This is a genomic window from Micromonospora globbae, from assembly GCF_003610785.1.
In the GTDB taxonomy this organism is placed as follows: domain Bacteria; phylum Actinomycetota; class Actinomycetes; order Mycobacteriales; family Micromonosporaceae; genus Micromonospora; species Micromonospora globbae.
The window spans coordinates 125,435-151,191 of the sequence record NZ_RAQQ01000018.1; the positions used below are offsets into that span (position 1 = coordinate 125,435).

The window sequence follows — 25,757 nt, forward strand, 5'->3', positions numbered from 1 at the left end:
TCGCCGGGACCCGTCGACCGGTTCAACAACCCGGTACCCGTCAACCATCCGCGATATGGCTGAGAATTGCCTGGGAGCGCGACCAGCAGCCGTTCAGCCAGTCGACAGGCATCGATCCGGTGGGCGCGGAGGCGGGTCCGGGCGGCCGGCGCCCGCGATGGCGCTCAGCGGGCGGTCAGGTCCAGGACGAGCTGCGGGGCGAAGCCGACCACCACGGCCACCACACTGGCCACGACCAGCACGGCGGCCGCACCCCGTCCCGCGCCCGGCGCGGACGCCGCACCCGCCCCGACCGGCGGGGCGTAGAGGCGGGCGGTCAGTCGCAGGTAGTAGGCCAGGCCGATGACCGCGTTGACCGCCACGACCAGCGCGAGCCAGCCCGCGCCGCCGTCCAGCAGCGAGCGGACGACCGTCACCTTGGCGAAGAGGCCGGCCAGGCCGGGCGGCAACCCGGCCAGCCCGATGAGGGCCAGCCCCAGGCCGGCGCCGAGCCAGGGGTGGCGGCGGGCCGCGCCGCGCAGGTCGTCCAGGGTGCCGCCGTCGGCGTCCGCGGGACGCAGGGCGGTCACCCCGGCGAACGCGGCGAGTTCCAGCAGGACGAACAAGACGGCGTACGCGAGGGCGGCCGCGTACGCGCCGGCGCGGGCCTCACCGGTGCGGCCGGCGGTGAGCGCCAGCGCGCCGAGCGGCGCGAGGATGTAGCCGGCCTGGGCCACCGACGACCAGGCGAGCAGCCGGACCGTCCGCCGCTGCCGCAGCGCCACGAGGTTGCCGACGGTCATCGTGAGCACCGCGAGCAGGGCCAGCACCGGGCCGGTGAGGTCGGCCGGCAGCGCGGCGGTCACCACGGCGAGCAGCGCCACCACGCCGCCGAGCTTCGACGCCGTCGAGAGGTACGCGGCGACGGGCAGCGGGGCGCCGTCGTACGTGGCCGGCGCCCAGGCGTGGAACGGCACGGCGGCGACCTTGAACGCCAGCCCGAGCAGCAGGAGCGTGGCCGCGGCGGCCGTGAGCGGCAGGTCGTGCAGGTCCGGCCGCTCGGCGAGGAGCGTGCCGAGCCGCCCCAGGTGCAGCTCGCCGGTGACCGCGTAGAGCAGCGCCGCGCCGAGCAGGCTCACGGTGGTGGCCACCACGCTGACGACGAAGAAGGTGATGGCCGCCTCGGCGCTCGCCAGGCTGCCGCGGCGCAGCCCGACCAGCACGTAGAGCGGCAGGGTGAGCGTCTCCAGCGCCACGATGAGCGTGATCAGGTCGCCGGCCGCGCCGAGCACGACACCGCCGGTCATCGCGCAGGCCAGCAGGAAGCAGTACTCCCCCGCCGGCGCCCGCCCGGCCCGCAGGTGGCCGCCGGACAGCCCCAGCACCGCGAGGGTGAGCAGGGCGAACAGTGCACCGACCAGGGCGGCCCGGCCACCGAAGACGTACGAGCAGTCGGCCTCGACGCAGAACGTCCCCCGCTCGCCGCCCGCGCCCACCAGGGCCGCGCCGGCGGCCGTGGCCAGCGCGCCGAGGCCCGCCACGGCCCGGGTCAGCCCGGGACGGGCCAGCATCAGGTCGGTGACCAGCACCAGGACGGCGGTGGCGGCGGCCAGGTACGCCGGCAGCAGCGCCACGTGGTCGACGCTCTGGACGCTCATGGAAGCACCTCCACCAGGGCGTCGACCGGGGCCTCGGCGATACCGAGCACCAGCGCGGGGGCCAGCCCGATGGCCAGCGCGAGCAGCACGAGCGGCGCCCACGCGGTGAGTTCCGCACCGGCCAGGGTCGGGGCGAGCCGCCCGACCGCCGGGCTCGGCCGGCCGTGCGTGACCTGGCGCAGCAGCCGCAGGAAGTACGCGGCCGTGAGCGCCCCGCCGACCGCGGCCAGCACACCCAGCGTGGTCCAGAGGGGCCCGCCCACCTCGATCGCGGCGATCACCGCGAACGCCTCCCCCCAGAAGCCGGCGAGGCCGGGCAGGCCGAGGGAGGCGACCGCCGCGAACCCGAGCAGCCCGGCGAGCCGGGGCGCGGTCTCCCGCAGCCCGGACAGCTCGCCCAGCGCGCCGGTGTGGGCGCGGTCCTTGATCGCGCCGGCCAGGAAGAACAGCAGCCCGGTGATCACCCCGTGGGCGATGTTGCCGATCAGCGCGGCCCGGATGCCGGTGCTCGTGAGGGTGGCCACGCCGAGCAGCACGAAACCCATGTGGCCCACGCTGGAGTAGGCGATGAGCCGTTTCAGCTCGGTCTGCGCGAGGCAGACGAGCGCGCCGACGAGGATCGCCGCGACGGCGAGCACCCCGAGCACCGGGGCGGCCCAGCGGGCGCCCTCCGGGGCCACGCCGACCGCCACCCGGATCAGCCCGTACGTGCCCATCTTCAACAGGACGCCGGCGAGGACCACGCTGCCGACGGTCGGCGCCTGGGTGTGCGCGTCGGGCAGCCAGGAGTGCAGCGGCCAGAGCGGGCTCTTCACCGCGAACGCCAGCGCGAGCAGGGTGAACGCGAAGAGCTGCGTGCCCCGGGAGAGGCCGGCGCCGCCGGTCAGCGCCACGATGTCCGCCGTGCCGGCGGCGGCGACCACCACGTACACGCCGACCAGCAGCAGCACCGACCCGAAGAGGGTGTAGAGGGCGAACTTGCGGGCGGCCCGCCGCCGGTCCTCCCCGCCCCAGCCCGCGATGACCGCGTACATGGGCAGCAGCACGACCTCGAAGAAGAGGAAGAACAGCACGAGGTCGAGGGCGAGGAAGGTGCCCAGGATGCCGACCTCGACGACGAGCAGCAGCGCGACCAGGGCCCGGCCGCTGCCACCGGCCGGCACGCGCCACAGGGTGTAGCCGCAACACAGCAGGGTCAGCAGCGCGGTGAGCACCACGAGCGGGTACGAGATGCCGTCCACGCCGAGGTGGAACCGCAGGTCGAGGGCGGGTACCCAGGGCACGTCGAGCTGGTGCCAGGGGCGTACCGCGGGCGCGCCGGCCGACCAGGCGAACCAGCCCCGGTCACCGGCGGCGAGCGGCAGCGCGGCGAGCAGGGTGAGCCCGGCGGCCACCGTGCCGACCAGCCGGGCGGCCCGGTCTGCGGGGACCCCGGCCACCGCGACCGCGCCGAGCCCCGGCACCGCCAGGACCGCGACCAGCAGGAACTGCCCGAAGGTCATGAGGTGCCTCCGATCAGGGCGGCGGCGAGCCCGATGAGCAGCGCGCCGGCCAGCACCCCGGCGGCGGCCCGGGGCAGCGCCGCCCGGTGCAGCGCCGCCAGCCCGCCCCCGAGCCCGGACGCGGCCCGCCCGCTGCCCTCGACGGCGCCGTCCACCACCCGCTCGTCACCGGCGCGGACGGTGGCGGCCAGCGCCCGCGCGGGGCGTACGACGAGGGCGTGCTGGACGTCGTCGAGCCGGAACGCCGCGGCGAAGACCGGCCGCAGCGGACCCAGTGCGGCCGCCGGGTCGGCGGCCGGGTCGCGGCGCCACCGGATCCAGGCCGACCCGGCCCCGAGCAGCAGCAGGACCAGCGGCAGCACCACCGACGGCGCGAGGTGGACGAGCGGCTCGGCGGGGAGCAGGTTCGACGGGTGGTCGGGGGTGGCCGGCGGCGTGGGTTGGAGCCGGTCGGCGAACGCGCCGGCGAAGCCCGCGAAGCCCAGCAGCGCGGCCGGTACGGCGAGCAGCACCACCGGCCAGCGCAGCGTCCCCGGCGGATCGTGCGGGTGCGCGAGCGGGACGCGCGTCGTGCCCAGGAACGTGCGCAGCAGCAGCCGGGTGGCGTACCAGGCGGTGACCGCGACGCCGGCCAGCCCGGCCAGCCAGACGAGCCAGCCCACCCAGGCGGGGGTCGGCCCCTCGCCGTCCAGCGCGGCCGCCTGCGCGGCCGCGAGCACGCCGTCCTTGCTCCAGAAGCCGGCCAGGGGCGGCAGCCCGGCGAGGGCGCCCAGGCCGACCACGGTGCACCAGAAGGTGACCGGCATGCCGCGGCGCAGGCCACCCATGCGGGACATCAGCGTGGTGCCGACCGCGTGGATCACCGCGCCGGCGGCGAGGAAGAGCAGTGCCTTGAACGCGGCGTGGGTGAGCAGGTGGAACAGCGCCGCGCCCGGCGCACCGACGGCGAGGGCGCCCGTCATGTAGCCGATCTGGGAGACCGTCGACCAGGCGAGCACCCGCTTGATGTCGTCCTGCGCGGTCGCGGCGAGCGCCCCGAGCAGCAGGGTGATCGAGGCGAGCACGCCGAGGACGGTGAGCGCCACCGGTGCGGCCTCGAAGAGCGGGTAGAGCCGGGTGACGGCGTACACGCCGGCGGCCACCATCGTGGCGGCGTGGATCAGCGCGCTGATCGGGGTCGGGCCGGCCATCGCGTCAGGCAGCCAGGTGTGCAGCGGGAACTGCGCGCTCTTGCCGGCCACGCCGGCGAGCAGCAGCAGGCAGGCGGCCGTGAGCGTACCGGTGGAGTGGTCGTGGGCCAGCACGTCGGCGATCCGGAAACTGCCGGCGGAGACGCCGAGCAGCGCGATGCCCAGCAGGAACCCGACGTCACCCACCCGGGTCACGAGGAACGCCTTCATCGCGGCGGCGGGCGCCTCGGGCAGCCGGCGGTCGTGGGCGATGAGCAGGTACGAGCAGATGCCCATCACCTCCCAACCGACCAGCAGCAGGAGCAGGTCCCCGGCCACCACCACGAGCAGCATGGCGGCGGTGAAGAGGCTGATCTGCGCGGCGTACGGCGGGTAGCGGTGGTCGACGTCGACGTCGTCGTGGGGGCCCCGCTTGAGGTAGCCGATCGAGTAGACCTGCACGGCCAGCGCGACCGCGCCGACCGCCACGGCGACGAGCGCGGCGGCGCCGTCGAGCCGGACGCCGAGCGTGACGCGCAGGCCGCCCAGGTCCACCCACGTGGTGCTCGCCTCGACGGGCCGGTCCAGGGTGGCCAGCAGGGCGACCGCGAGCGCGAGCGCGCCGGCCGCGCCGGTCACGCCGAGGGCGATGGCCGCGCGGCGGGCCCGCTGCTCACCGGCGTCGCGCCCCCCGGCCGGGCCGCGCGGCGACGGGGGCAGCAGCAGCCCGAGCAGGCCGGCCACCAGGGGTACGGCCGGCAGCAGCACGCCGAGCAGCGTGGGACCGTTCACCGCGCCTCCCCGCCGGGAGCGCCCGGGTGCCCGGTCGTGGACGCCTCGGGACGATCGGCCGCCGCGGTGCCGACGGCGACGGGTGCGCCGGCCGGCGGCTCGGTCAGCGGCACCTCGTCCACGGCGACGCTGGCCCGCAGCCGGTAGAGCTGGAGCACGATGGCCAGGCCCACCCCGACCTCGGCGGCGGCCAGCACGATGACGAAGAGCGCGAACACCTGGCCGCTGTGCGGCAGCGCCGCCCGCACCGTGGTGTCGGCCGTGACGAGGATCAGGTTGACGGCGTTGAGCATCAGCTCGACGGCCATCAGGACCAGCACCGCGTTGCGCCGGCGCAGAACGCCGTACGCCCCGAGCCCGAACAGCAGCGCCGCCGTGACGTACGGGATGACGGGCCTCACCGGGCCGCCTCCGTGCTCCGGCCCGCGGGATCCGGCCGCGCGGCGCTCGACGGCCCGGCGCCCGGCCGCCCGATGTCGGGCCGGGACAGGATCACCGCGCCGACCAGGGCGGAGAGCAGCAGCACCGACAGCACCTCGAAGGGCAGCACCCAGCTGCGGAAGATCTCCCCGCCGATCCGCTCGGCGGTGCCCGCCTCGGGCAGCGCGACGGCCGTCCAGCGGTACGCGTCGACCAGCAGCGCGGCCAGGCCCAGCCCGGCGCCGCCGCCGATCAGCGCGGCCGGCCAGCCGGGCCGGTCCAGGTCGTCGGACGCGCCGATCGGCGCGCGGGTGAGCATCACGGCGAACAGCAGCAGCACCACGACGGCGCCCACGTAGATGAGCACCTGCACCCAGGCCACCAGCTCGGCGGTGAGCACCAGGTAGTCACCGGCCAGCGCGCCCAGGCAGACCACCAGGTAGAGGCCGGCCCGGACCAGGTGCCGGGTGGTGACCACCAGCACCCCGGAACCGACCGCCACCGCGCCGAGCGCCAGCAGCAGCACGTCCGCCCCGGTCATGTGGCCGCCTCGCCGGGAGTGCCGGGCTCACGGCGTACGGCCGGGGTGGTGGGCCGGGCGGCGGGGACCGCCGCCTTGCGCGCGGCGCTGGTCTCCTCCTTCGCCGGCTCGCCGTTCGGGTCGTGGGCGGGCGGCGGCGGGACCGTGTCCATCCACTGCCCCAGGTGGTCCTTGTCGTGCAGCAGGTCCTTGATGTCGTACTCGGCGTACTCGAACTCCGGCGACCAGTAGAGCGCGTCGAACGGGCAGACCTCGACGCAGATGCCGCAGTACATGCAGAGCGAGAAGTCGATGTCGAACCGGTCGAGCACGTTGCGCTGGCGGGGACGGGCGGCGCCGGGCACCGCCACCTCCTCCTTGTGGGAGTCGATGTAGATGCACCAGTCCGGGCACTCGCGGGCGCAGAGCATGCAGACGGTGCAGTTCTCCTCGAGCAGCGCGATCACGCCGCGCGAGCGGGGCGGCAGCTCGGGGGCCACGTCCGGGTACTGCTGGGTGGTCGAGCGCCGGGTCATCGTCTTCAGCGTGACCGCCAGCCCCTTCACCAGCCCCGAGCCGGGGAGGCCGCGGTCACCGGCGCCGTCGTCCGGTGTGCGCTCGCTGCGGTCGCTCATGCGGACCATCCTGCCCTGTGCCCCCGGCGCGCGCGACCACCCCCTGACCGCCGCCGGAACCGTGCCGGACCCACGGCCCGCGTCACACCGCGCCGGGCGGTGGGATCATCTCGACGCCGAGTTGCTGGAGGACCTGGAACAGCTCGTTGACGCTCCACACGTCGACGATGCGGCCGGCGTCGTCGAAGCGCAGGAACGTCGCCCCGGAGTAGCTCACCACCCGCCCCGTGGGCGGCACGGGACCGAACGGGCCGGCCTGGGTGCCGGCGGCCCGCCAGCGCACTGCCACCCGGTCGCCGGCCGCGACCATGTCGACGATCTTGTAGCGCAGGTCGGGGAAGGCGGCCCGCCGGTCGCGGTGCCAGGCCAGCGTCGCCTCGGGGCCGGTGCCGCCCAGCCCGGGGCACTGCGGTGCGACCAGCTCGTACGCCGACTCCTCGCGCGCGGCGTTCCACACGTCGGCGATGAACCGCCGCGCCGCCGCCTCCGTGTCGGTCACGGGGCGAGCGTAACGCCGGTGGGGTGAGTGCACTCACCCCGCCGGCCGCCCGCCGAGCGGCCAGAATGAGGCGAGGCGACACGATCGGAGGAACAGCGTGGGCACGACCAGCGAGGGTGGACCGACGGAGACCGACGAGGAGGTGCTGCTGCGGACCGGCGGCAGGTACGTCGAGCCGGGCGGCGAGTTCACCCGTGACCAGCGGTACATCGCGACCCGGATCACGGCCGACGGGCGGGACGGGTGGCCGGTGGAGCCCGGTCGCTACCGGCTCGCCGTCAGCCGCGCCTGCCCCTGGGCGAACCGCCTCATCATCGTCCGCCGGCTGCTCGGCCTCGAGGACGCCATCTCCATGGCGGTGGCCGGGCCCACCCACGACAAGCGGAGCTGGACGTTCGACCTCGACCCGGGCGGGCGCGACCCGTTGCTCGGCATCGAGCGGCTGGCCGAGGCGTACTTCAAGCGGTTCCCCGGCTACGACCGGGGCATCACCGTGCCGGCGATCGTGGACGTGCCGACCGGGCAGGTCGTGACCAACGACTACGCGCAGATGAGCCTCGACCTCTCCACGCAGTGGACGGCGTACCACCGCGAGGGCGCGCCGGACCTCTACCCGGAGCCGCTGCGCGCCGAGATCGACGAGGTCAACGACCTGGTGTTCCGCGACGTCAACAACGGTGTCTACCGCTGCGGGTTCGCGGGCAGCCAGGAGGCGTACGAGCAGGCGTACCACCGGCTCTTCGACCGGCTGGACTGGTTGAGCGAGCGGCTGGCCGACCGCCGCTACCTGGTGGGCGACACGATCACCGAGGCGGACGTGCGGCTGTTCACGACGCTCGTGCGCTTCGACGCCGTCTACCACGGGCACTTCAAGTGCAACCGGCAGAAGCTCACCGAGATGCCGGTGCTCTGGGCGTACGCCCGGGACCTGTTCCAGACCCCCGGCTTCGGCGACACGATCGACTTCGACCACATCAAGCGGCACTACTACGAGGTGCACCGGGACATCAACCCGACCGGCATCGTGCCGCTCGGGCCCGACCTGGACAACTGGCTCACCCCGCACGGGCGGGAGGCGCTCGGTGGCCGCCCGTTCGGCGACGGCACCCCGCCCCCGCCGCCGCCGGCCGCGGAGCGCGTCGACCCCGCGCACACCCCGCTGCGCTGAGCGGGCCGCCGGGAGGGGCCCTCCTCGACGCGAGGCGTCGAGGAGGGCCCCTTCCTACAGGGCGACGCGGACGGCGGCGGTCAGCACGAGCTGGGCCAGCGACGCCGGGACGAGCACCAGCCAGCACAGGCGCTGGAGCTGGTCCTCGCGCAGCCGCGGGTACGCGACCCGGAGCCAGATGATCACGAAGGCGACGGCGAAGACCTTGAGCAGCGTCCACAACCAGCCGAGCTGCCCGTCGGCGAACGGCCCGTGCCAGCCGCCGAGGAACAGCACGGTGGTGAGCGCCGCGATCACGACGATGCCCACGTACTCGGCCAGCAGGAAGAACGCGAACCGCAGCCCCGTGTACTCGGTCATGTAGCCGAAGACGAGCTCGGAGTCGGCCACCGGCATGTCGAACGGCGGCCGGCGGATCTCGGCGAGCCCCGCCACGAAGAAGATGATCATCGCCGGCGCCTGCCAGAGCAGCCACCACGGCCGCCACGCCTCGACGATGCCGGAGAGGCTGAGCGTCCCCGCCGCCATCGCCACCGAGGCCGCGGCGAGCACGAGGGGCAGCTCGTAGCCGAGCAGCTGGGCGGCCCCGCGCAGGCCGCCGAGCAGGCTGTACTTGTTGGCCGACGCCCACGCCGACATGAGCACCGCGAGGACGCCCACGCCCACCACGGCGAGCACGAAGAAGAGCCCGACGTCCAGCGGCTGCCCGACGAGGTCGCCCGGGCCGAGCGGGATGACCAGCAGCACGAGCAGGTAGGGCACCAGCGCGACGGCCGGCGCCAGCCGGAACACCGGCCGGTCCGCGTCGCGCGGGGTCACGTCCTCCTTCTGCACGAACTTGATGCCGTCGGCGACCAGCTGGGCCCAGCCGTGGAACGCGCCCGCGTACATCGGGCCGAGCCGGCCCTGCATGTGCGCCATCACCTTGTGCTCGGCCTGACCCACCAGCAGCGGCAGGGTGAGGAAGGCGACCAGCACCCCGCCCACCCGGATCAGCAGCTCCAGCCAGAGCGGCATCAGGGCGCACCTCCCTCACCGGTCGGAGGCTCCGGCGCGTCCGGCCGGGGCGGCGCGGGAGGGCGGTCCGCGCCGGGCGGGGACTCGGCGGGGCGTGCCGGACGGTCGGGCGGCGAGCCGGCCTGGTCCGCCGCGGGCGGCGCGGCCGGGCGCGCCGGGCGGTCCGCCGCCGGGCCGGCGGCGGGTCGGGGCGTACGCGCGGAACGGGCACCGGGAGCCGGCCGCGCGGGCCGACCACCGGTGGGACGGGCCGGGGTGCCGCCGCGCGGCCCCTCCCCCACGCCACCGGCGCCGGCCGGGGTGGGCACCGTGCCCCACTCCCCCGGGGCGGGCACGCCCGGCGGGCGGATCGGGCGCCGGCCGCCGCCCGCCTCGGACTCGCCCGGCTCCTTGGCCCCCGGCCAGGGCTTGGCCACCCGGGAGGCGAGCACGAACTCCTTGCGCAACGGATGGCCCTCGAACTCCGGCGGCAGCAGCAGGGGACGCAGCCCGGGGTGCCCGGTGAAGTCGATGCCGAACATCTCGTGCGTCTCGCGCTCGTGCCACGCGGCGCCGGGATAGAGGTCGACCACGGAGGCCACGGTGGGCGCCTCTCGCGGCAGCCGCGTACGCAGCAGCAGCCCGTGCCGGTGCCGGACCGACCAGAGGTGCGCCACGACGTCGAACCCCTCGGCCAGCTCGTCCACCGCCGAGAGCCAGTCGAAGAAGTCGCAGCCCAGCTCCGCGTCGTCGCGGGCGGCCCGGACCGCGTCCCGCCAGCTCGCCACCGGCACGTCGACCGTGGCCCGGGCATGGCGTTCGCCACCGGAGACCGACGCGGTGGCCTCGGCCGGCGCGAGCAGCGTGGCCATCCGGCGACCGACCTCTTCCGGAGTCATGCCGCTGATCCTAGGGCCTCGCCCGCGACGTCCGCCCGGGCGCGAGTCGCCGCCGGCGGCGGGCCTCGCCCGCGGCGTCCCCCGGGCGCGAGTCGCCGCTGGCGGCGGCCGGGTGGAAGGCATCTGCGGCGTTACGCGGCGGGAGAGCGGCCGGCGGGCGAAGATGGGAACCGTGCGCGCCGTGACTGTGACCCCCGGGGTGGCCGACTCGCTGGAGCTGGTCGAGGACCAGCCGGAGCCGGCACCCGAGGAGGGCGCCGTCCTGGTCGAGGCGCTGGCCGTCGGCATCTGCGGCACCGACCACGAGATCATCTCCGGGCAGTACGGCGAGGCGCCCCCCGGCGAGCGGCGCCTGGTCATCGGGCACGAGTCGCTGGGCCGGGTGCTGGAGGACCCGACCGGCACGCTGCAGCCCGGGGACCTGGTGGCCGGGATCGTGCGCCACCCGGACCCGGTGCCGTGCCCGAACTGCGCGGTCGGCGAGTGGGACATGTGCCGCAACGGCCGGTACACCGAGCACGGGATCAAGGCACTGCCCGGCTTCGCCCGCGAGCGCTGGCGCATCCAGCCCCGGTTCGCCGTACCGCTGGACCGCTCCCTCGGTCAGGTCGGCATGCTGCTGGAACCGACGAGCATCGTGGCGAAGGCGTGGGACCACATCGAGCGGATCGGGCACCGGGCCGAGTGGCAGCCACAGACCGTGCTCGTCACCGGCGCCGGGCCGATCGGTCTGCTCGCCGCCCTCCTCGCCAGCCAGCGCGGCCTCGCCGTGCACGTGCTCGACCTCGCCACCAGCGGACCGAAGCCCGACCTGGTCCGTGCGCTGGGCGCGACGTACCACTCGGTGCCGGTCGACCAACTGGACTTCGAGCCCGACGTGGTGGTCGAGTGCACCGGCGCTCCCTCGGTGGTGCTCGACGTGATGTACAAGGCGGCGCCGAACGGCATCGTCTGCCTGGCCGGGGTGTCCAGCGGCGGCCGGAGCATCGAACTGGACGCCGGGGCGCTCAACCGGGCGCTGGTGCTGGAGAACAACGTCGTCTTCGGCTCGGTGAACGCCAACCGGCGGCACTGGGACATCGCCGCCGAGGCGCTGCGCCGCGCCGACCAGCTCTGGCTGGGCTCGCTGATCAGCCGCCGGGTGCCGGTGTCGGGGTACGCCGACGCGTACGCCGCAGGGCCGGACGACATCAAGGTCGTTCTGGAGTTCGCGGTCTGACCGACCGGCCGTACCCCGCCGGCCGGTCACCGCGGGTTCAGATGCCGGGGAGCCGGCCGTTGCGGAACAGGTCCACGAAGAGCTGGTGGTCCTCGCGGGCGCGCAGGCCGTACGCGTGGGCGAACTCGACGAGGTGGGCCACGAAGCCCGGCTCGTCCGGGTCGACCGCCGCGACGATCGCCTCCTCCGTCGAGTAGTCCACCAGGTCGTGGCTGGACTCGTCGTCCGCCACCGAGTGCATCCGGGCCACCGCCCGGCCCAGGTCGGCGAGCACCCCGGCCAGTTCGTCCGGCTCGTTGACGTCGGCCCAGTCCAGGTCGGCGGCGTACGGCGACACCTCGGCGACGAGCTGACCGACCCCGTCGAGTTCGGTGTAGCCGAGCCACGGGTCGGCGTGCGCCTGGAGCGCCCGCTGCGACTCGGCCGTCCGGTGCCCCTGGTGCAGGAAGTACTCGCGGACGGTGGTGTCGGGCACGTGCCGGGCCACCGCCGGCACCTGGGCCTGCTTCATGTAGATGACGACGTCGTTCTCCAGCGCCTGGGTGTGCCCCTCCAGCAGCAGGTTGTACGACGGCAGCCCCGCCGAGCCGATGCCGACGCCCTTGCGCAGCACCACGTCCTTGATGCGCGCCTCGACGGGACGCAGCCGGGCCGACGAGGCGGGCAGCGTGCCGAGGTACGCGGCGAACGCGGCCGTCACCTTCTCCCGCGTCTCCCCGTCGATCTCGAACACCCCGTCGCCGAGGGAGAACCGGCGCTCGTAGTTGTCGATCGTGGTCTGCGCGGCGAGCAGGTCCACCCGGGTGTTGAGGCGGGCCTGCTGGAGCACGCGACGCAGCACGCCGTCGGCGTTCTCCAGGGTGATCGAGCCGATCGCGTCGTCCCCGCCCGCGGCGATCGCCCGCAGCTCGGTGAGGTACGAGCGGGCGAAGCCGGTCACCAGCTCCGTGATCACGTGGTCGGAGAGCGCCTTGGCGTAGCCGAGCAGCGCCACGCTCGCCACGAACCGCCGCAGGTCCCAGGTGAACGGCCCGACGTACGCCTCGTCGAAGTCGTTGACGTTGAACACCAGCTGCCCGGAGGCGTTCATGTAGGTGCCGAAGTTCTCCGCGTGCAGGTCGCCGTGGATCCACACCCGGGAGGTCCGCTCGTCGAGGAAGCGGTCGTCGGCGAAGTCGCCGCGCTGGTCGGCGTAGAAGAGCGACGCGCTGCCCCGGTAGAAGGCGAACGGCGACGCGGCCATCTTGCGGAACTTGCGCCGGAACGCGGCCGGGTCGAGTGACATCCCCTCGCCGAACTCGGCGATCAGCACGTCGACGATGTGGGTGGCGCGCCGCTGCGCGGAGGTGCTCATGCTGCGCACGCTAGCCCTGCCCCGCCAGCGGGCGGGCTCGGTCGACCGGTCAGCTCGTGGGGGGCCGGACCGGCGGGGCGGTCAGCGACTCGACCGAGCGCGGGACGGCGCCGTCGCTGGGCGGCGCGTCGACCGGGGCGGCGAGCAGGTCCGGGCGGTGGACGCCGCCGACGCCGGACTGCTCCGCGGCGATCTTCTCCTGGAGGCGCAGGATGCCGTGCAGCAGCGCCTCCGGGCGGGGCGGGCAGCCTGGCACGTAGACGTCGACCGGGATGAGCTGGTCGACGCCCTTGGTCACCGAGTACGAGTCCCAGTACGGGCCACCGCAGTTGGAGCAGGCGCCGAACGAGATGACGTACTTCGGCTCGGGCATCTGGTCGTAGAGCCGCTTGATGGCCGGCGCCATCTTGTCGGTCACCGTGCCGGAGACCACCATCAGGTCGGCCTGGCGCGGGCCGTGCGCGAACGGGATCACCCCGAGCCGCATGAAGTCGTGCCGGCTCATGCTCGTGGCGATGAACTCGATGGCACAGCAGGCCAGGCCGAAGTTGAACACCCACAGCGAGTAGCGACGGCCCCAGTTCAGCACGAACCGGATCGGCTCACCGAGCACTCCCGGTAGCTGCACGGCCGCCCCCTTCCCGAACCTGCGAACCAGTCAACCACAGCGTCCGGCCCGCCCGGACCGCCGGACCGGCCCTCTGTGCCGCACCACCCGTTGAACGGGCGCAGGCCGCGCGCGGGCGCAAGCCGCGCGCGTCCCCGTGCTACCCGGCCGGGCGCTGGAGCAGGCTCACGAACTCGACCAGCAGCCGTTCCCGCAGCGCCGGCGGCGCGGCGTCGAGGAGCGTGTTCACCGTCGCCATGCGCTGCGGCGCGCCCTTTCCACCGGCCAGGCCCAGGCCGGCGGCCAGCCCGCCCACCAGCTCCGGGGTGAGCGTCTCGGGGGTCAGCGTGCCGGCGAGGGCCGGCAGGTCGGCCGGCAGCGTGACCGGACCGGCCGCCCGGGTGGCGGCCACCGCGTCGGCGAGGTCCGGGCCGAACTCGGCCACCCGGGGCGCCACGGCGGCGGTCACCGTGAGGTGCACGCTCGGCGGCAGCCCGGCGTACGCGAGCTGGGGCTGGGTGTGCCAGCCGCGCGCGGTCAGCTCGTCGACCAGGACGAAGAGGTCGAGACCCGGGTCGGTGCTGGTGAAGCAGACCACCGTGGACTCCGGCTCGGCCATCAGCCGCAGCCCGTCGACGGCCCGCACGGCGTCGGCCAGCCCGGCCACCGCATCCCGGGTGGCCTCCGCGAGCCGCAGGTAGCCGTCGTCCCCGAGGTGCCGCAGGGTGGCGTACGCGGCGGCGATGGGGCCGCCGGACCGGGTCGAGGCGATGGTCGGGTTGACCATCGTGTAGCCGGGCCAGTCGGCGTACGCGAAGTACTGCGGGGCGCGCAGCGCCGGGTCGCGGTGCAGCAGCACCGAGACGCCCTTCGGGGCGTACGCGTACTTGTGCAGGTCCACCGAGATCGAGGTGACCCCGGGCACCGTGAAGTCGAACGGCGGCACGGCCGCGCCGAGGCGCCGCAGGTACGGCAGCGTCCACCCGCCGAAACAGGCGTCCACGTGGCAGCGCACCCCGGCCTCGGCCGCCGCCGCGGCGATCTCGGCGACCGGGTCGAGGACGCCGTGGGCGTACGACGGGGCCGAGCACGCCACGAGCACGGTCTCCGGCCGGATGGCGGCAGCCATCGCGGCGGGGTCGGGGCGCAGCGTGTCCGGGGACACCGGCACCACGTCGAGCGCCACCCGCAGGTAGTGCGCCGCCTTGGCGAAGGCCGCGTGGCCGCTCGCCGGCACCACGAGCCGCGGCTCGGCGATCTCCGGGTGGGCGTCCCGGGCGGCCTTGACGGCGAGGATCAGCGACTCGGTGCCGCCGCTCGTGACGCTGCCGACCACGTCGGGGGCGGTGCTTCCCGGCCCGCCGCCGAGCAGCCCCGCCGCCGCGCCGACCAGGGCGTTCTCCATGGCCAGCAGGGAGGGGAACGCGGTCGGGTCCAGCCCGTTGACGTGCGCGCTGGCCGCGTACGCGCTGGCCGCCAGCTCGTCGAGCCCGGGTACCGCCGGGTCGTAGACGTACGCGAACAGCCGCCCGCCGTGCGTCGGCCGGTCCTGGGCCCGCAGCGCGCGGATCTCCGCGAGCACCTCGTCGGCGGGCCGTCCGCGTTCCGGCAGCGCGCTCGCCCCGGTCCTCTCGTCGATCATGGAGTGGTGGTGCCCTTTCCGTGTGGCTCAGCGGCTTTCGTCCCCCACCACAACCGCGTGATCGCCGCCGGTGGAGGTGGTGCGGGGGGTCGGGGGCAGGGTGTAGTGGCGCAGGGTCAGCAGGGGCACGGCGACCAGGACGGCGGGGATCACGGTGAAGCCGAGCAGGATGCCGAGGCGCGCGGTGTCCGACTGGGCCGCCGCCGTGCCGGTGTCGGAGGAGACGTACCCGGCCACCTGGAGCACCAGGCCGTAGATGCCCGGCCCGAGCGCCAGCCCGAGCGTCTCGCCGGCCGTCCAGACGCCGGTGAAGACCCCGGCCTGCCGCCGCCCGGTGCGCGCCTCGTCCCAGGTGATGCAGTCGGGCAGCATGGCGAGCGCGAAGACCTGCTGGCCCGCGTACCCGGCGCCGACCAGGGCGACGACCGGGTAGACGGCGGCGGCCGGCAGCAGCGGCGCGACGGCCAGCGCGGCCGCCCCCGCCGCGAGGAGGAGGGAGGCGGCCACCAGGCCGCGGAGCTTGCCGACGCGGGCGCCCACGCGGGTCCAGACGGGCATCACGAGCAGCGCCGGCCCGACGAAGCAGGCGAAGAGCAGGGTCGCCCCGGTGTCCGGGTCGCGCAGGATCTGGTCGGCGAAGTAGTTGACCCCGGCGAGGATGGTCGCCACGCCGGCGGACTGCACCACGAAGCAGATCAGCAGCGCGCGGAACGGGCGGTTGCGGCCGGCGACGGCGAGCTGGGCGCGGAGTGTGGGTTCGCTCTCACGTACGGCGCCGGTCGGTGCGGCGCGGGTGCCGACGAACGCGCCGACCGCCCCCAGCGCGATGAGCGCGGCCACGAAGAGCCCCATCCACCGGTGCCCCGGGAGACCCTCGCCGCCGGCCGTCACCACGATGGGCGCGACCGCCCCGGAGACCAGGATGGCCAGGGCCAGGACGGCGATCCGCCAGCTCATGAGGCGGGTGCGCTCGGCGTAGTCCTCGGTCAGCTCGGCGGGCATCGCCACGTACGGCACCTGGAAGAAGGCGAACGCGGTGGCCGTGGCGAGGAAGGCCACGGCCACGTACGCCCCGGCCGCGCCCCCGGTGCCGAACGGCGCCGCGAAGATCGCGGCGAAGAGCAGGGCGAGCGCCAGCCCGCCCAGGAGCAGGTACGGCCGGCGGGGGCCCCAGCGCGACCGGGTGCGGTCGGAGACGCGCCCGGCCACCGGGTTGACCAGCACGTCCCAGGCCTTCGGCAGGAGCACCAGCAGGGCGGCGAGCCCGGCGGCCACGCCCAGGGTGTCGGTGAGGTACGGCAGCAGCAGCAGGCCCGGAACGGTGCCGAAGGCGCCGGTGGCCAGCGAGCCGAGCGCGTAGCCGAGGTGCACCCGACGCGGCAGGCCGCCCGGGAGCGGAGCCGTTCCGGCCGGCGGCGCGTCCATGGCGCCGAATGTTACTCACGTTATGGCGGGCGTCACATCCCCTCTTCCGGCGACCAGACGGCCGCCGCCATGTCGACCCCGGCTCCCCGCAACGGCGTGCCCTCGGCACGCAGCCGGGCCCTCGCCTCCCGCTCGTGCCCCGGCGGCAGCCGCCCCGCCGAGTTGACCACCCGGTGCCAGGGCACCCCGCCACCGTGGCGGGCCATGATCGTGCCGACCAGCCGGGCCGACGACCGGCCCGAGCGCTCCGCGAGGGCGTCGGCGATCGCGCCGTACGACATCACCCGGCCCGGCGGGATCCGCTCGACCAGATCCAGCACGGCCTCGACGTACTCGTCAGGTGTCACAGCCGGCCACGATATGGGAACGCGGCGAGGCGGCGCGGCCGTGACCACGCAGAATGGTCGGGTGCGCGAAGCGGTAACGGCGGCCCGACGGGTCGTTGTCAAGATCGGGTCCTCCTCGTTGACCACGGCGGCGGGCGGGCTGGCCGGCGAGCGGGTCGACGCGCTCGTCGACACCCTCGCGGCGCTGGCCGCCGACGGCCGGGAGGTCGTGCTGGTCTCCTCCGGCGCCATCGCGGCCGGCCTCGCTCCGCTGGGGCTGGCCCGGCGCCCGCGCGACCTGGCCACCCAGCAGGCCGCGGCCAGCGTCGGCCAGGGCCTGCTCATCGGCCGGTACGCGGCCAGCTTCGCCCGGCACCGGCTCACCGTGGGGCAGGTGCTGCTCACCGTCGACGACGTCACCCGACGGGCGCACTACCGCAACGCGTACCGGACGCTGCGCAAGCTGCTCGACGTCCGGGCGGTGCCGATCGTCAACGAGAACGACACGGTGGCCACCGAGGAGATCCGCTTCGGCGACAACGACCGGCTGGCCGCCCTGGTCGCCGCGCTGGTCCACGCCGACCTGCTGGTGCTCCTCTCCGACGTCGACGCGCTCTGGACCGGGGACCCGACCCGCCCCGGCGCCGCCCGGATCTCCGAGGTGCGCGGCGAGGAGGATCTGGCGCACGTCGCGATCGGCGGCTCGGGCCGCTCCGGGGTCGGCACCGGCGGCATGGTGACCAAGGTCGAAGCCGCCCGCATCGCGACCGGTTTCGGGATCCCCGTGGTGCTCACGGCCGCCCCGCTGGCCGCACCGGCCCTCGCCGGGGAGGCCGTCGGCACGTTCTTCCACGCGCGCCGGCAGCGCCCCGCGGCGCGGCTGTTCTGGCTCGCGCACGCCACCTCGCCGCGGGGCCGGCTGCACCTCGACGAGGGCGCCGTCGCCGCCGTGGTCGGGCGGCGCAAGTCGCTGCTGCCGGCGGGGATCACCGCCGTCGACGGTGCGTTCACGGCCGGCGACCCCGTGGACCTCGTGGACACGCAGGGCGCGCCGGTGGCCCGCGGGCTGGTCAACTACGACGCGGTGGAGCTGCCCGGGCTGCTCGGCCGCTCCACCTCCGAACTCGCCGCGGCCCTCGGCCCGGCGTACGAACGGGAGGTCGTCCACCGCGACGACCTGGTGCTGCTGTAGTGGTTGTCGTAAGGCCCCCGCGCACGGGGCCCTTCGGTGAGGAGTGACGGGATGAGCGTGACCGAGCAGGCGCGGCGGGCACGGGCGGCGGCGGAGGCGCTGGCGGTCGCCACGCGTACGACCAAGGACGCCGCACTGCACGCGATGGCCGACGCGCTGGTGGCGCGTACGCCCGAGATCGTGTCCGCGAACGCGGCGGACCTGACGGCGGGCCGCGAGGCCGGGCTCACCACGGCCATCCTCGACCGGCTCGCCCTCGACGAGGGGCGGGTGGCCGGCATCGCCGACGCGCTGCGGCAGATGGCCGCGCTGCCGGACCCGGTGGGCGAGGTGGTGCGCGGGTCGACGCTGCCCAACGGCCTGGAGCTGCGCCAGATCCGGGTGCCGTTCGGGGTCGTCGGGATCATCTACGAGGCGCGGCCGAACGTGACCGTCGATGCGGCCGGGATCTGCCTGAAGTCCGGCAACGCGGCGCTGCTGCGCGGCTCCTCCTCCGCGGCCCACTCGAACGCGGCGCTGGTCGCGGTGCTGCGCGACGCGATCGCCGGCGCCGGGCTGCCGGCCGACGCGGTGCAGTTGCTCGACGCCACCTCCCGCGACTCGGTGAAGGAGCTGATGCGGGCCCGCGGCCTGGTCGACGTGCTGATCCCGCGCGGCGGCGCGTCCCTGATCCGCACCGTGGTCGAGGAGTCGACCGTCCCGGTGATCGAGACCGGGGTGGGCAACTGCCACGTGTACGTCGACGCCGCCGCCGACGTGTCGAAGGCCGTGGCGATCACCCTCAACGCCAAGACGCAGCGGCTGTCCACCTGCAACACCGCCGAGTCGCTGCTGGTGCACGCGGCGGTCGCCGACGCGTTCCTGCCCCCGATGCTCGCCGCGTTCGCCGAGGCCGGGGTGACCGTGCACGGCTCGCCCGAGGTGGCGCGCCACTCCGACGCCGTGGTGCCGGCGACGGAGGAGGACTACGCGACGGAGTACCTGTCGGCCGACATCTCGGTCGCGGTGGTCGACTCGCTCGACGCCGCGGTGGCGCACATCCGGCGCTACGGCACCGGGCACACCGAGGCGATCGTCACCGACTCGGCGTCGGCGGCCCGCGAGTTCGTGGCCCGGGTCGACGCGGCCGCCGTGATGGTGAACGCCTCCACCCGCTTCACCGACGGCGGCGAGTTCGGCTTCGGCGCCGAGATCGGCATCTCCACCCAGAAGCTGCACGCCCGTGGACCGATGGGGCTGCCGGAGCTGACCTCCACCAAGTACGTGGTGACCGGCGACGGGCACCTGCGCGGCTGACCGTCCCGGGTGGACCGAGTAGCCGGGTGGTCGCACCGGCCGGCTAGTCTGGGGCCGGTTCGGCACGGTCTGTCTGGGGAGGCGCCATGCTGGGCGAGGACGCCCTGGAACAGCAGCTCGCGGAGGCGCGGGCCGCGCTACGCGAGGTGAGCCGCGGCATCACCCCGCCGGAGCGCACCGAGTCCGCGGCCGAGGCCGCCGACGGGCGGGTCCGGGTCACCATCGGCACCGACGGCCGGGTCAGTGACATCGTCATCGATCCGCGGGTGCTCCGCGAGGGTTCCGAGTACCTCGCCGCCGAGCTGCGCCGGGCGGTGAACGACGCGCTCGACGGGCAGGAGGCCGCCGTCGAGGTGACCGAGCCGATGCCCGACCTCGCCGCGATCGCCAGCACCGTGGAGCGCCTCCAGGACGAGAGCATCCGGCAGATGCGCCAGATGACCCAGGCCATCAGCGAGACCATGCGCAAGCTGCACCGGAGCTGACATGGAGAACCTCGACGTCGACATCGACGCGCTGCACCGGGGCGCGGAGCAGTTGGAGCGGGCCAAGGAGACCGTCCGGGAGGCGTTCGAGAGCTTCCAGTCCGCCGTGGCGAGCTACTCCCACGCGTTCGGCGACGACGACATCGGCAGCCTGCTGGCCACGGCCCACGACGCCTGCGTCCAGGCGGTGACGGAGTGCTTCAGCACCAACGTCCGGGAGCTGGAGAACTACGTCGACGGGCTGCTCGGCATGGCGGACGGCTACCAGTCGGTCGAGGAGGCCATCTCCGCCGCCTTCGACCGGCTGCTCGGATCCCTCGGCGGCTGACCCTCGGCGAAAGGTAGGACAGGTGGGACTCACGATCCCGGGGGAACTCGCGTCCCTGCTCTCGATGCTGGGCTACGACTGGCCGCAGTCCGACGAGACGGCGCTCTTCCAGCTCGCCGGCGAGTGGACGGGGATGGCCGACCGCATCTCCGGCGCGGCGGCCGAGCTGGAGGCGGCGGCCCGCACCGTGATCGACAACAACTCCGGTGCGAGCTTCACGGAGTTCGCCGGTGAGTGGAACGACGGGGAGTCCGCCCCCCGGAACATCGTCGACACCACCAACCCGACGAACATCATCGGGATCGGGCTGATCGTCGCCGCCGGCGTGGTGCTGGCGCTGAAGATCCAGGTCATCGTCCAGCTCGTCCTCCTGGCCATCCAGATCGCGCAGGCGATCGCCACGGCGGTGGCGACGTTCGGCGCGTCCCTGCTGGAGATCCCGATCTTCAAGATGATCACCGGGATGATCATCGACCAGTTGATCGGCATGGCGACCGACGCGGTGCTCAATGGTTAAGCGCCGGACGAACCCGCCCCGGCAGACCCAGGCCGCCGGCGCGAAGATCATCTCGGCGCTGCTGGAGAACAAGGACGCCTTCCGGACGGCCAAGACGACCGGGGGCACGCCTCCGAAGAAGGCCGTGCTGGTGCTGCGCAACCGGCCCGACTTCGTGAAGAAGGACTTCGACCGCAAGGCCGCCGACCTGGTACGCCTCGGCCAGGAGGGCAAGCTCGTCAAGACCAAGCCGGTACGCAGGCAGCTCGCGCACCGGGACCCGAACAAGCCGGGCACCCGGAAGACCACCACGATCTTCCGCGACCGGATCATCCGGCAGCTCAACAAGGGCCAGAACTACATGAGCAACAAGGAACTGGTCCAGGCGCTCTACCGGGGCAAGGACCCGAAGCGCTTCCCGGTGACCGGCCCCGGCGTGACGGTCGACCCCGACCACATCCACGAGCTCCAACTGGGCGGCACCGACACGTACGATAACCTCAGGCTGATGGACGCCTGGACCAACCGCGAGATCGGCCGGGAGATCGACAGAGCACTCGAGGACGTCCCCTACGGCACCGAGATCATCGTGAAGGTGATTCCGTGACCAGCGAGGCGACGGCCGCCCCACTCGAACGGATCCGCACGAAGTTCGAGCAGCTCAAGGCAGCCGAGGCGGAACACGGCTTCGGCGTCGTCCTGGTCGATGGGGCGCCGTTGGAGCCCTTCCCCGGCGTTCCCGAGGCCGCGTTCGACGTCTTCCGGATCATCGGCCGGATCGAGGGCAGCCACTTCCGCTTCGCGCAGCCGCCGGAGCTGGCCGGCGTCGCCGCCTTCCAGGCGATGCCCGACAACCCGAACGACCCGCTCGGCCCGGCGCTCTCGATCGGCCAGGAGCTCCACAGCGTGCCGAAGCGCCTGCGCGGCGAGATCGACGGCGGCGAGGGCATCTCGTACGACCTCGAGGACGGCGACGTCTACCACATCGACCCGGACGACTACGTGTTCCTCTACGAGCACCCGGACGAGGACGTCGACATCCACGTCTTCGCCCCCGACATCGTCACGTTCTTCGACGAGTTCGTGCTCGGCGACAAGTACCCGCAGGTGGTCGACAGGATCCTGGGGCCCGGCGTCCGCGAGCAGCGCGTACGCAAGGGCCGCTTCCAGGGCCAGTACGAGGACACCTGGCTGCGCCTGCTGGCCGCCACCGGCCTGGCCTCCTGACGCCCACCGCCGACGCCGAAAGAGCGGAGGAACTTTCGATGGCTGCTGACCCGCGGTTCCGTGCCCTGTGGAGCGAGGACGAACTCGTCCCGTACCCCCGGGCGGCGTGGCTGGACGGCGGCTTCACGCCGGACATGCTCCCCGCCGGCGACGAGATCCCGCTCGACGTGGCGGTCGTCTACACCGCCTACCTCGAAGGTGAGTTCCGCCTGTTCGACACGATCCAGCTGAGCACAGAGGACGGCTCGCTGGACATCCGGCTCATCGTGGTCGGCGCGGTCGCCGACAACACCGACCTGCTCTACGTGCTCGACCCGAAGACCGGCGAGATCCTCCAGTTCGACCTGGAGGAGCAGGACATCCAGGCGGTGAACAGCAACTTCCGCACGTTCGTCGAGTTCCTCTACCAGTTCGCGCTCTTCGTGGAGGCCGACGAGGGCAAGGCCGGGCGGGCCGAACGCGCGGAGAGCCTGCGTACGGTGCTGGAGAGCATCGACCCGCCCGCGTTCGCGCCGGACGCCTGGTGGCCGCTGGTGATCAACCAGCTGCGCTGACGGGCGCGCCGGGCCCGTCCGTCGTCGGGGGCGGGACCACGACGGCCGGCGGTGGCGGGGGCGCCACGGCAGCCGGCGGGGGCACCACGGCAGCCGGCGGGGGCACCACGGCGGCCGGCGGCGCCACCCGCGTGGGAAGGCAGGCGCGCAGCGCCCGCAGCGTCGTGTGCACGTCGAACTGGTGCCCGTCGTCGCTGTCCCAGCCGCCGTCGCTGCGCTGCGTCTCGGCGAGCCGGCGGCGGGCCGCGACCAGCAGCCACTGTTCCTCGCCCACCTCCGCCCGGTGCAGCGTCGCGGCGAGCCACGCCGCGTCGGCCGCGGACAGCCGCGGGATCCGCTCCGCCAGCACCGCCTGGATCCGGGCCGACTCGTCGTACATGCCCTGGCGGTGCAGCACCGCCGCGGCCAGCCAGCCGGCCGGCAGGAACGAGGGCCAGCTGCCGTCCGCGCCGATCCGCTCCGCGACGGCCTGCGCCGCCGCGTGCACGACCCCGGCGTACGCCCCGCCCACGCGGTGGTCGAGCGGGCCGGCGGCCCGGGCGTCGAGACCCGCGACGGTCAGCCAGAAGCCGGCGTTCGCGGTGAGGTAGAAGCGCGCTTCCGGGTCACCCGGACGGGCCCACTCCGGCGCGAGGTCGGCCAGCGCCGGGTCCTCGTCCCAGCCGCCGTCGGGCAGTTGCCGGGCGGCGAGCCAGTCGAGTGCCCGCCGGGCGGCCGGACGGCCAAGCGCGCCGAGGTCGTCCAGCTCGGCGAGGCGGAAGCAGGTGGCGTCGACGGAGCCGACGGCACCGTCGAGAGTGGCCGGCCACCCGCCGTCGGACGCCTGCCCGGCCTCGGCCCGCTCCATCAGCTCGGGCGGCACGGCGGCGCCGGTGCGCAACCGGGAGAGGCGGGCACGCTCCACCGCGTCCCCGTGAGCCACGACGAAGCCGATCGCGGCGTCCAAATCGACCACGGCGGTCACGCTACCTGCGCAAAGGCGATTCCGCCTCGGAGAATCGGCCGAGGCCGGGGCGGGCTGCACGCCCGTCCCGGCCCCGCCCGGTCGGTCAGTACGCCGGCAGCGACGGATCGATCTGCTTGATCCAGGAGAGCACGCCGCCCTGCACGTGCACCGCGTCGCGGAACCCGGCGGCCTTCAGCGCGGCGAGCGCCTCGGCCGAGCGGACGCCGGACTTGCAGTGCAGCACGATCTGCTTGTCCTGCGGGAACCGGGCGAGCGCCTCGCCGGAGAGGATCTCGCCCTTGGGGATCAGCGTGGCGCCGGGGATGCGGACGATCTCGTACTCGGCCGGCTCCCGGACGTCGACCAGGAAGATGTCCTTGCCGGCGTCCTGCCACTCCTTGAGCTCCAGCGCCGTGATGGTCGAGTCGACCACCGCCTCCTGCGCCTCCACCGAGACCGCGCCGCAGAAGTCCTCGTAGTCCTCCAGCAGGTCGGTGACCGTGGGGTTCTCGCCGCAGAGCGCGCAGTTCGGGTCCTTCCGGACCTTGATCTTGCGGTACGACATCTCCAGGGCGTCGTAGACCATCAGACCGCCGACCAGCGGCTCCCCGACGCCCGTGATGAGCTTGATCGCCTCGGTGACCTGGATCGAGCCGACCGACGCGCAGAGGACGCCGAGCACGCCACCCTCGGCGCAGGACGGGACCATGCCGGGCGGCGGGGGCTCCGGGTAGAGGCAGCGGTAGCAGGGGCCGTGCTCGGCCCAGAACACCGACGCCTGGCCGTCGAACCGGTAGATCGACCCCCAGACGTACGGCTTGCCGAGCAGCACGGCGGCGTCGTTGACCATGTAGCGGGTCGCGAAGTTGTCGGTCCCGTCGACGATCAGGTCGTACTGGGCGAAGATCTCGCGGACGTTGTCGCGGTCGAGCGCGGTGTCGTGGATCTCGACGTTGACCAGCGGGTTGATCTCGCGGATGGTCGCCGCGGCGGACTCGGCCTTCGACCGGCCGACGTCGGAGACGCCGTGGATGACCTGGCGCTGGAGGTTCGACTCGTCGACGGTGTCGAAGTCGATGATGCCGAGCGTGCCGACGCCGGCGGCGGCGAGGTACATGAGGGCCGGCGAGCCGAGGCCGCCGGCGCCCACGCAGAGCACCCGGGCGTTCTTCAGCCGCTTCTGCCCCTCGACCCCGACGTCGGGGATGATCAGGTGGCGCGAGTAGCGGCGGATCTCGTCAACGGACAGCTCGGCGGCGGGCTCGACGAGCGGGGGCAACGACACGGTGGACTCCCCGGGATCGGCGGTGCGAACCGGGCCATTGTCGCTCGGCGGAGGGCCGATCAGCCATGAGGCAGGACACGCCGCCCGGCATTCGGGAACGGGAATAAAGCCGACCTCCGATGCGACGGTGGGCGGGACGACGGCGTCACGGCGTCGCGGCGTCGGGCCGGCCGCCCGGCGCGGCCGGTCGTCAGGGGATGACGTCGCCGGCGTACCGGCGGCCGTCGAGGTAGGGCCAGGCGTTCGCGAGGCAGCCCTCCAGGCCGTACGTCTGCTGCTGCATGACCGGTGCCGGCTGGCCCGGGCCCGGGCACGCCTCGTGCAGTTCGCCGAACTCGTGCCCGACCTCGTGGTTGATGACGTACGTGCGGTACACGTCGAGCGGAGCGCCGTAGTCGGGCACGGCCTCCGTCCAGCGGGCCAGGTTGATGATCACCTGACCGGGCAGCCGGCAGGAGGTGTAGCCCTCGGTCCGGAGCCCGCCCTCGGCGCACATCCGCTCCGAGGTGACCGGGGTGGCGAGGTAGATGGTGAAGTCGGCCGCCGCCGCCTCGGCCACCCGCTGCACCCGCAGCTCGCCCGAGGCGATCCAGCTGCGCGGGTCGCCGAGCGTCCCGTCCACGCTCGCGGCGAACTCGTCCGGGTCCTGTCCGGTGCCCTGCTCGACCACGACCCGGTAGCGGTGCAGCGGGCCGTCCACCCCCTGGACGGGGGTACCGCCGGAGGCGGCCACGAACCGGCCGGCACCGACGGACGGGACCGGACGCGGCTTGTCCGGCACCGGCGCGTGCGCCCCGACCCCGCCGCCCTCGGGAAGCTGACCGGCCACCGACCGTGGCGTCGCCGGGTCGTCCGGGCGGGCCAGGACGAACCCGACCCCGGCCGCGACGACCAGGGTCAACCCGAGCAGGACGGCGGCCCGGCGACGGCGGTACACCCGGGGCGGGACGGGGCGGCGACGCCCGGACGGCCGGGGAGCGGGAGCAGGCGGGTCGTAAGGGGACGACTGCGTCATGCCTCCCAGAGTGCCAGACCAAGGGCGCATTCTTCCCGATTAACGCTAATGCCGCTATAGATCCATCCGGGGCTTTATTCGCAATCCGCCCTAATTTCCCACAAAATGGAATTTCCGCCGCTC

General features: G+C 74.2%; 25 protein-coding genes and 2 pseudogenes. 10 read left to right on the forward strand and 17 right to left on the reverse strand.

Features of this window, described 5'->3' with window-relative positions:
* Positions 1–164 precede the first annotated feature (164 nt).
* The 7 genes from D7I43_RS23305 to D7I43_RS23335 all read right to left on the reverse strand — a co-directional run bounded on the left by D7I43_RS23305 (position 165) and on the right by D7I43_RS23335 (position 7,174).
* Entirely contained in the window at positions 165–1,637 is a 1,473-nt protein-coding gene (locus D7I43_RS23305) for an NADH-quinone oxidoreductase subunit N (RefSeq protein ID WP_120330682.1), read from the reverse strand.
* Positions 1,634–3,139: a complex I subunit 4 family protein gene (locus tag D7I43_RS23310; RefSeq protein WP_120330683.1), complete on the reverse strand. Its 1,506-nt coding sequence runs from the start codon at positions 3,137–3,139 to the stop codon at positions 1,634–1,636. Before D7I43_RS23310 ends, D7I43_RS23305 begins: the two co-directional genes overlap by 4 nt.
* Positions 3,136–5,100 (reverse strand): NADH-quinone oxidoreductase subunit 5 family protein, encoded by a 1,965-nt coding sequence (locus tag D7I43_RS23315; protein ID WP_120330684.1) that lies wholly within the window; start codon positions 5,098–5,100, stop codon positions 3,136–3,138. Before D7I43_RS23315 ends, D7I43_RS23310 begins: the two co-directional genes overlap by 4 nt.
* The gene (gene nuoK / locus D7I43_RS23320; RefSeq protein WP_240033106.1) at positions 5,097–5,501 is read right to left on the reverse strand and encodes an NADH-quinone oxidoreductase subunit NuoK; all 405 of its coding nucleotides are present in this window, start codon (positions 5,499–5,501) and stop codon (positions 5,097–5,099) included. Before nuoK ends, D7I43_RS23315 begins: the two co-directional genes overlap by 4 nt.
* Complete coding sequence (locus tag D7I43_RS23325) at positions 5,498–6,061, reverse strand: NADH-quinone oxidoreductase subunit J family protein (protein ID WP_120330685.1); 564 nt, start codon at positions 6,059–6,061, stop codon at positions 5,498–5,500. The genes nuoK and D7I43_RS23325 overlap by 4 nt, the downstream gene beginning before the upstream one ends.
* On the reverse strand, positions 6,058–6,684 hold the full coding sequence (locus D7I43_RS23330) for a NuoI/complex I 23 kDa subunit family protein (RefSeq protein WP_120330686.1): 627 nt from the start codon (positions 6,682–6,684) through the stop codon (positions 6,058–6,060). The genes D7I43_RS23325 and D7I43_RS23330 overlap by 4 nt, the downstream gene beginning before the upstream one ends.
* Positions 6,685–6,757: 73 nt before the next feature.
* Complete coding sequence (locus D7I43_RS23335; protein WP_120330687.1) at positions 6,758–7,174, reverse strand: ester cyclase; 417 nt, start codon at positions 7,172–7,174, stop codon at positions 6,758–6,760.
* A 142-nt stretch (positions 7,175–7,316) separates the two neighbouring features.
* Between D7I43_RS23335 and D7I43_RS23340 the strand changes: the two genes are divergently transcribed.
* Entirely contained in the window at positions 7,317–8,342 is a 1,026-nt protein-coding gene (locus tag D7I43_RS23340) for a glutathione S-transferase family protein (RefSeq protein WP_120330727.1), read from the forward strand.
* Positions 8,343–8,396: 54 nt separating this feature from the next.
* On the opposite strand, the gene D7I43_RS23345 is transcribed toward D7I43_RS23340, so the two are convergent.
* Complete coding sequence (locus tag D7I43_RS23345) at positions 8,397–9,359, reverse strand: complex I subunit 1/NuoH family protein (protein ID WP_120330688.1); 963 nt, start codon at positions 9,357–9,359, stop codon at positions 8,397–8,399.
* A 281-nt stretch (positions 9,360–9,640) separates the two neighbouring features.
* Positions 9,641–10,237, reverse strand: a pseudogene (locus D7I43_RS33745) (NADH-quinone oxidoreductase subunit C); the annotation flags it as partial.
* Positions 10,238–10,409: 172 nt separating this feature from the next.
* On the opposite strand from D7I43_RS33745, the gene D7I43_RS23355 reads away from it, so the two are divergent.
* Complete coding sequence (locus D7I43_RS23355) at positions 10,410–11,456, forward strand: glucose 1-dehydrogenase (protein ID WP_192902247.1); 1,047 nt, start codon at positions 10,410–10,412, stop codon at positions 11,454–11,456.
* A gap of 37 nt (positions 11,457–11,493) precedes the next feature.
* Here the strand turns inward: D7I43_RS23355 and D7I43_RS23360 are convergent, their stop codons facing one another.
* The 5 genes from D7I43_RS23360 to D7I43_RS23380 form a co-directional block, all read right to left on the reverse strand.
* The gene (locus D7I43_RS23360; RefSeq protein WP_120330691.1) at positions 11,494–12,810 is read right to left on the reverse strand and encodes a DUF2252 domain-containing protein; all 1,317 of its coding nucleotides are present in this window, start codon (positions 12,808–12,810) and stop codon (positions 11,494–11,496) included.
* A 49-nt stretch (positions 12,811–12,859) separates the two neighbouring features.
* Entirely contained in the window at positions 12,860–13,438 is a 579-nt protein-coding gene (locus D7I43_RS23365; protein WP_120330692.1) for an NADH-quinone oxidoreductase subunit B, read from the reverse strand.
* A gap of 139 nt (positions 13,439–13,577) precedes the next feature.
* Positions 13,578–15,059, reverse strand: coding sequence for a pyridoxal phosphate-dependent decarboxylase family protein (locus tag D7I43_RS23370; protein WP_120330693.1), 1,482 nt, complete (start codon positions 15,057–15,059; stop codon positions 13,578–13,580).
* A 27-nt stretch (positions 15,060–15,086) separates the two neighbouring features.
* Positions 15,087–16,484 (reverse strand): MFS transporter, encoded by a 1,398-nt coding sequence (locus D7I43_RS23375; RefSeq protein WP_120330694.1) that lies wholly within the window; start codon positions 16,482–16,484, stop codon positions 15,087–15,089.
* 32 nt (positions 16,485–16,516) lie between these two features.
* The gene (locus D7I43_RS23380) at positions 16,517–16,831 is read right to left on the reverse strand and encodes an MGMT family protein (RefSeq protein ID WP_120330695.1); all 315 of its coding nucleotides are present in this window, start codon (positions 16,829–16,831) and stop codon (positions 16,517–16,519) included.
* A 13-nt stretch (positions 16,832–16,844) separates the two neighbouring features.
* Between D7I43_RS23380 and proB the strand changes: the two genes are divergently transcribed.
* The 8 genes from proB to D7I43_RS23420 all read left to right on the forward strand — a co-directional run bounded on the left by proB (position 16,845) and on the right by D7I43_RS23420 (position 22,388).
* The gene (proB, locus tag D7I43_RS23385) at positions 16,845–18,002 is read left to right on the forward strand and encodes a glutamate 5-kinase (protein ID WP_120330696.1); all 1,158 of its coding nucleotides are present in this window, start codon (positions 16,845–16,847) and stop codon (positions 18,000–18,002) included.
* A 51-nt stretch (positions 18,003–18,053) separates the two neighbouring features.
* The gene (locus tag D7I43_RS23390) at positions 18,054–19,298 is read left to right on the forward strand and encodes a glutamate-5-semialdehyde dehydrogenase (RefSeq protein WP_120330697.1); all 1,245 of its coding nucleotides are present in this window, start codon (positions 18,054–18,056) and stop codon (positions 19,296–19,298) included.
* An 86-nt stretch (positions 19,299–19,384) separates the two neighbouring features.
* Entirely contained in the window at positions 19,385–19,783 is a 399-nt protein-coding gene (locus D7I43_RS23395) for a YbaB/EbfC family nucleoid-associated protein (RefSeq protein WP_120330698.1), read from the forward strand.
* Between the two features lies 1 nt (position 19,784).
* Positions 19,785–20,111 (forward strand): PE domain-containing protein, encoded by a 327-nt coding sequence (locus tag D7I43_RS23400; RefSeq protein ID WP_120330699.1) that lies wholly within the window; start codon positions 19,785–19,787, stop codon positions 20,109–20,111.
* Between the two features lie 22 nt (positions 20,112–20,133).
* Positions 20,134–20,628 (forward strand): WXG100-like domain-containing protein, encoded by a 495-nt coding sequence (locus D7I43_RS23405; RefSeq protein ID WP_120330700.1) that lies wholly within the window; start codon positions 20,134–20,136, stop codon positions 20,626–20,628.
* On the forward strand, positions 20,621–21,214 hold the full coding sequence (locus tag D7I43_RS23410) for a hypothetical protein (protein WP_120330701.1): 594 nt from the start codon (positions 20,621–20,623) through the stop codon (positions 21,212–21,214). Before D7I43_RS23405 ends, D7I43_RS23410 begins: the two co-directional genes overlap by 8 nt.
* Positions 21,211–21,834, forward strand: coding sequence for a hypothetical protein (locus D7I43_RS23415; RefSeq protein WP_120330702.1), 624 nt, complete (start codon positions 21,211–21,213; stop codon positions 21,832–21,834). Before D7I43_RS23410 ends, D7I43_RS23415 begins: the two co-directional genes overlap by 4 nt.
* A gap of 38 nt (positions 21,835–21,872) precedes the next feature.
* Entirely contained in the window at positions 21,873–22,388 is a 516-nt protein-coding gene (locus tag D7I43_RS23420; protein ID WP_120330703.1) for an SUKH-4 family immunity protein, read from the forward strand.
* A gap of 139 nt (positions 22,389–22,527) precedes the next feature.
* On the opposite strand, the pseudogene D7I43_RS23425 reads toward D7I43_RS23420, so the two are convergent.
* The 3 genes and pseudogenes from D7I43_RS23425 to D7I43_RS23435 form a co-directional block, all read right to left on the reverse strand.
* Positions 22,528–23,412, reverse strand: a pseudogene (locus tag D7I43_RS23425) (hypothetical protein); the annotation flags it as partial.
* Positions 23,413–23,437: 25 nt separating this feature from the next.
* Entirely contained in the window at positions 23,438–24,619 is a 1,182-nt protein-coding gene (gene moeZ, locus D7I43_RS23430) for an adenylyltransferase/sulfurtransferase MoeZ (RefSeq protein ID WP_120330705.1), read from the reverse strand.
* A 190-nt stretch (positions 24,620–24,809) separates the two neighbouring features.
* Complete coding sequence (locus tag D7I43_RS23435) at positions 24,810–25,634, reverse strand: DUF3152 domain-containing protein (RefSeq protein ID WP_120330706.1); 825 nt, start codon at positions 25,632–25,634, stop codon at positions 24,810–24,812.
* Positions 25,635–25,757: the final 123 nt, after the last annotated feature.

Excerpts from the sequence above, each read along its gene's own strand:
- proB (WP_120330696.1), top strand. The coding sequence starts at position 16,845 with ATGGGAACGCGGCGAGGCGGCGCGGCCGTGACCACGCAGAATGGTCGG.
- D7I43_RS23390 (WP_120330697.1), top strand. The coding sequence starts at position 18,054 with ATGAGCGTGACCGAGCAGGCGCGGCGGGCACGGGCGGCGGCGGAGGCG.
- D7I43_RS23395 (WP_120330698.1), top strand. The coding sequence starts at position 19,385 with ATGCTGGGCGAGGACGCCCTGGAACAGCAGCTCGCGGAGGCGCGGGCC.
- D7I43_RS23305 (WP_120330682.1), bottom strand. The coding sequence starts at position 1,637 with ATGAGCGTCCAGAGCGTCGACCACGTGGCGCTGCTGCCGGCGTACCTG.
- D7I43_RS23375 (WP_120330694.1), bottom strand. The coding sequence starts at position 16,484 with ATGGACGCGCCGCCGGCCGGAACGGCTCCGCTCCCGGGCGGCCTGCCG.
- D7I43_RS23370 (WP_120330693.1), bottom strand. The coding sequence starts at position 15,059 with ATGATCGACGAGAGGACCGGGGCGAGCGCGCTGCCGGAACGCGGACGG.
- D7I43_RS23310 (WP_120330683.1), bottom strand. The coding sequence starts at position 3,139 with ATGACCTTCGGGCAGTTCCTGCTGGTCGCGGTCCTGGCGGTGCCGGGG.
- D7I43_RS23330 (WP_120330686.1), bottom strand. The coding sequence starts at position 6,684 with ATGGTCCGCATGAGCGACCGCAGCGAGCGCACACCGGACGACGGCGCC.
- D7I43_RS23360 (WP_120330691.1), bottom strand. The coding sequence starts at position 12,810 with ATGAGCACCTCCGCGCAGCGGCGCGCCACCCACATCGTCGACGTGCTG.
- D7I43_RS23400 (WP_120330699.1), top strand. The coding sequence starts at position 19,785 with ATGGAGAACCTCGACGTCGACATCGACGCGCTGCACCGGGGCGCGGAG.
- D7I43_RS23420 (WP_120330703.1), top strand. The coding sequence starts at position 21,873 with ATGGCTGCTGACCCGCGGTTCCGTGCCCTGTGGAGCGAGGACGAACTC.
- D7I43_RS23410 (WP_120330701.1), top strand. The coding sequence starts at position 20,621 with ATGGTTAAGCGCCGGACGAACCCGCCCCGGCAGACCCAGGCCGCCGGC.
- D7I43_RS23345 (WP_120330688.1), bottom strand. The coding sequence starts at position 9,359 with ATGCCGCTCTGGCTGGAGCTGCTGATCCGGGTGGGCGGGGTGCTGGTC.
- D7I43_RS23435 (WP_120330706.1), bottom strand. The coding sequence starts at position 25,634 with ATGACGCAGTCGTCCCCTTACGACCCGCCTGCTCCCGCTCCCCGGCCG.
- D7I43_RS23325 (WP_120330685.1), bottom strand. The coding sequence starts at position 6,061 with ATGACCGGGGCGGACGTGCTGCTGCTGGCGCTCGGCGCGGTGGCGGTC.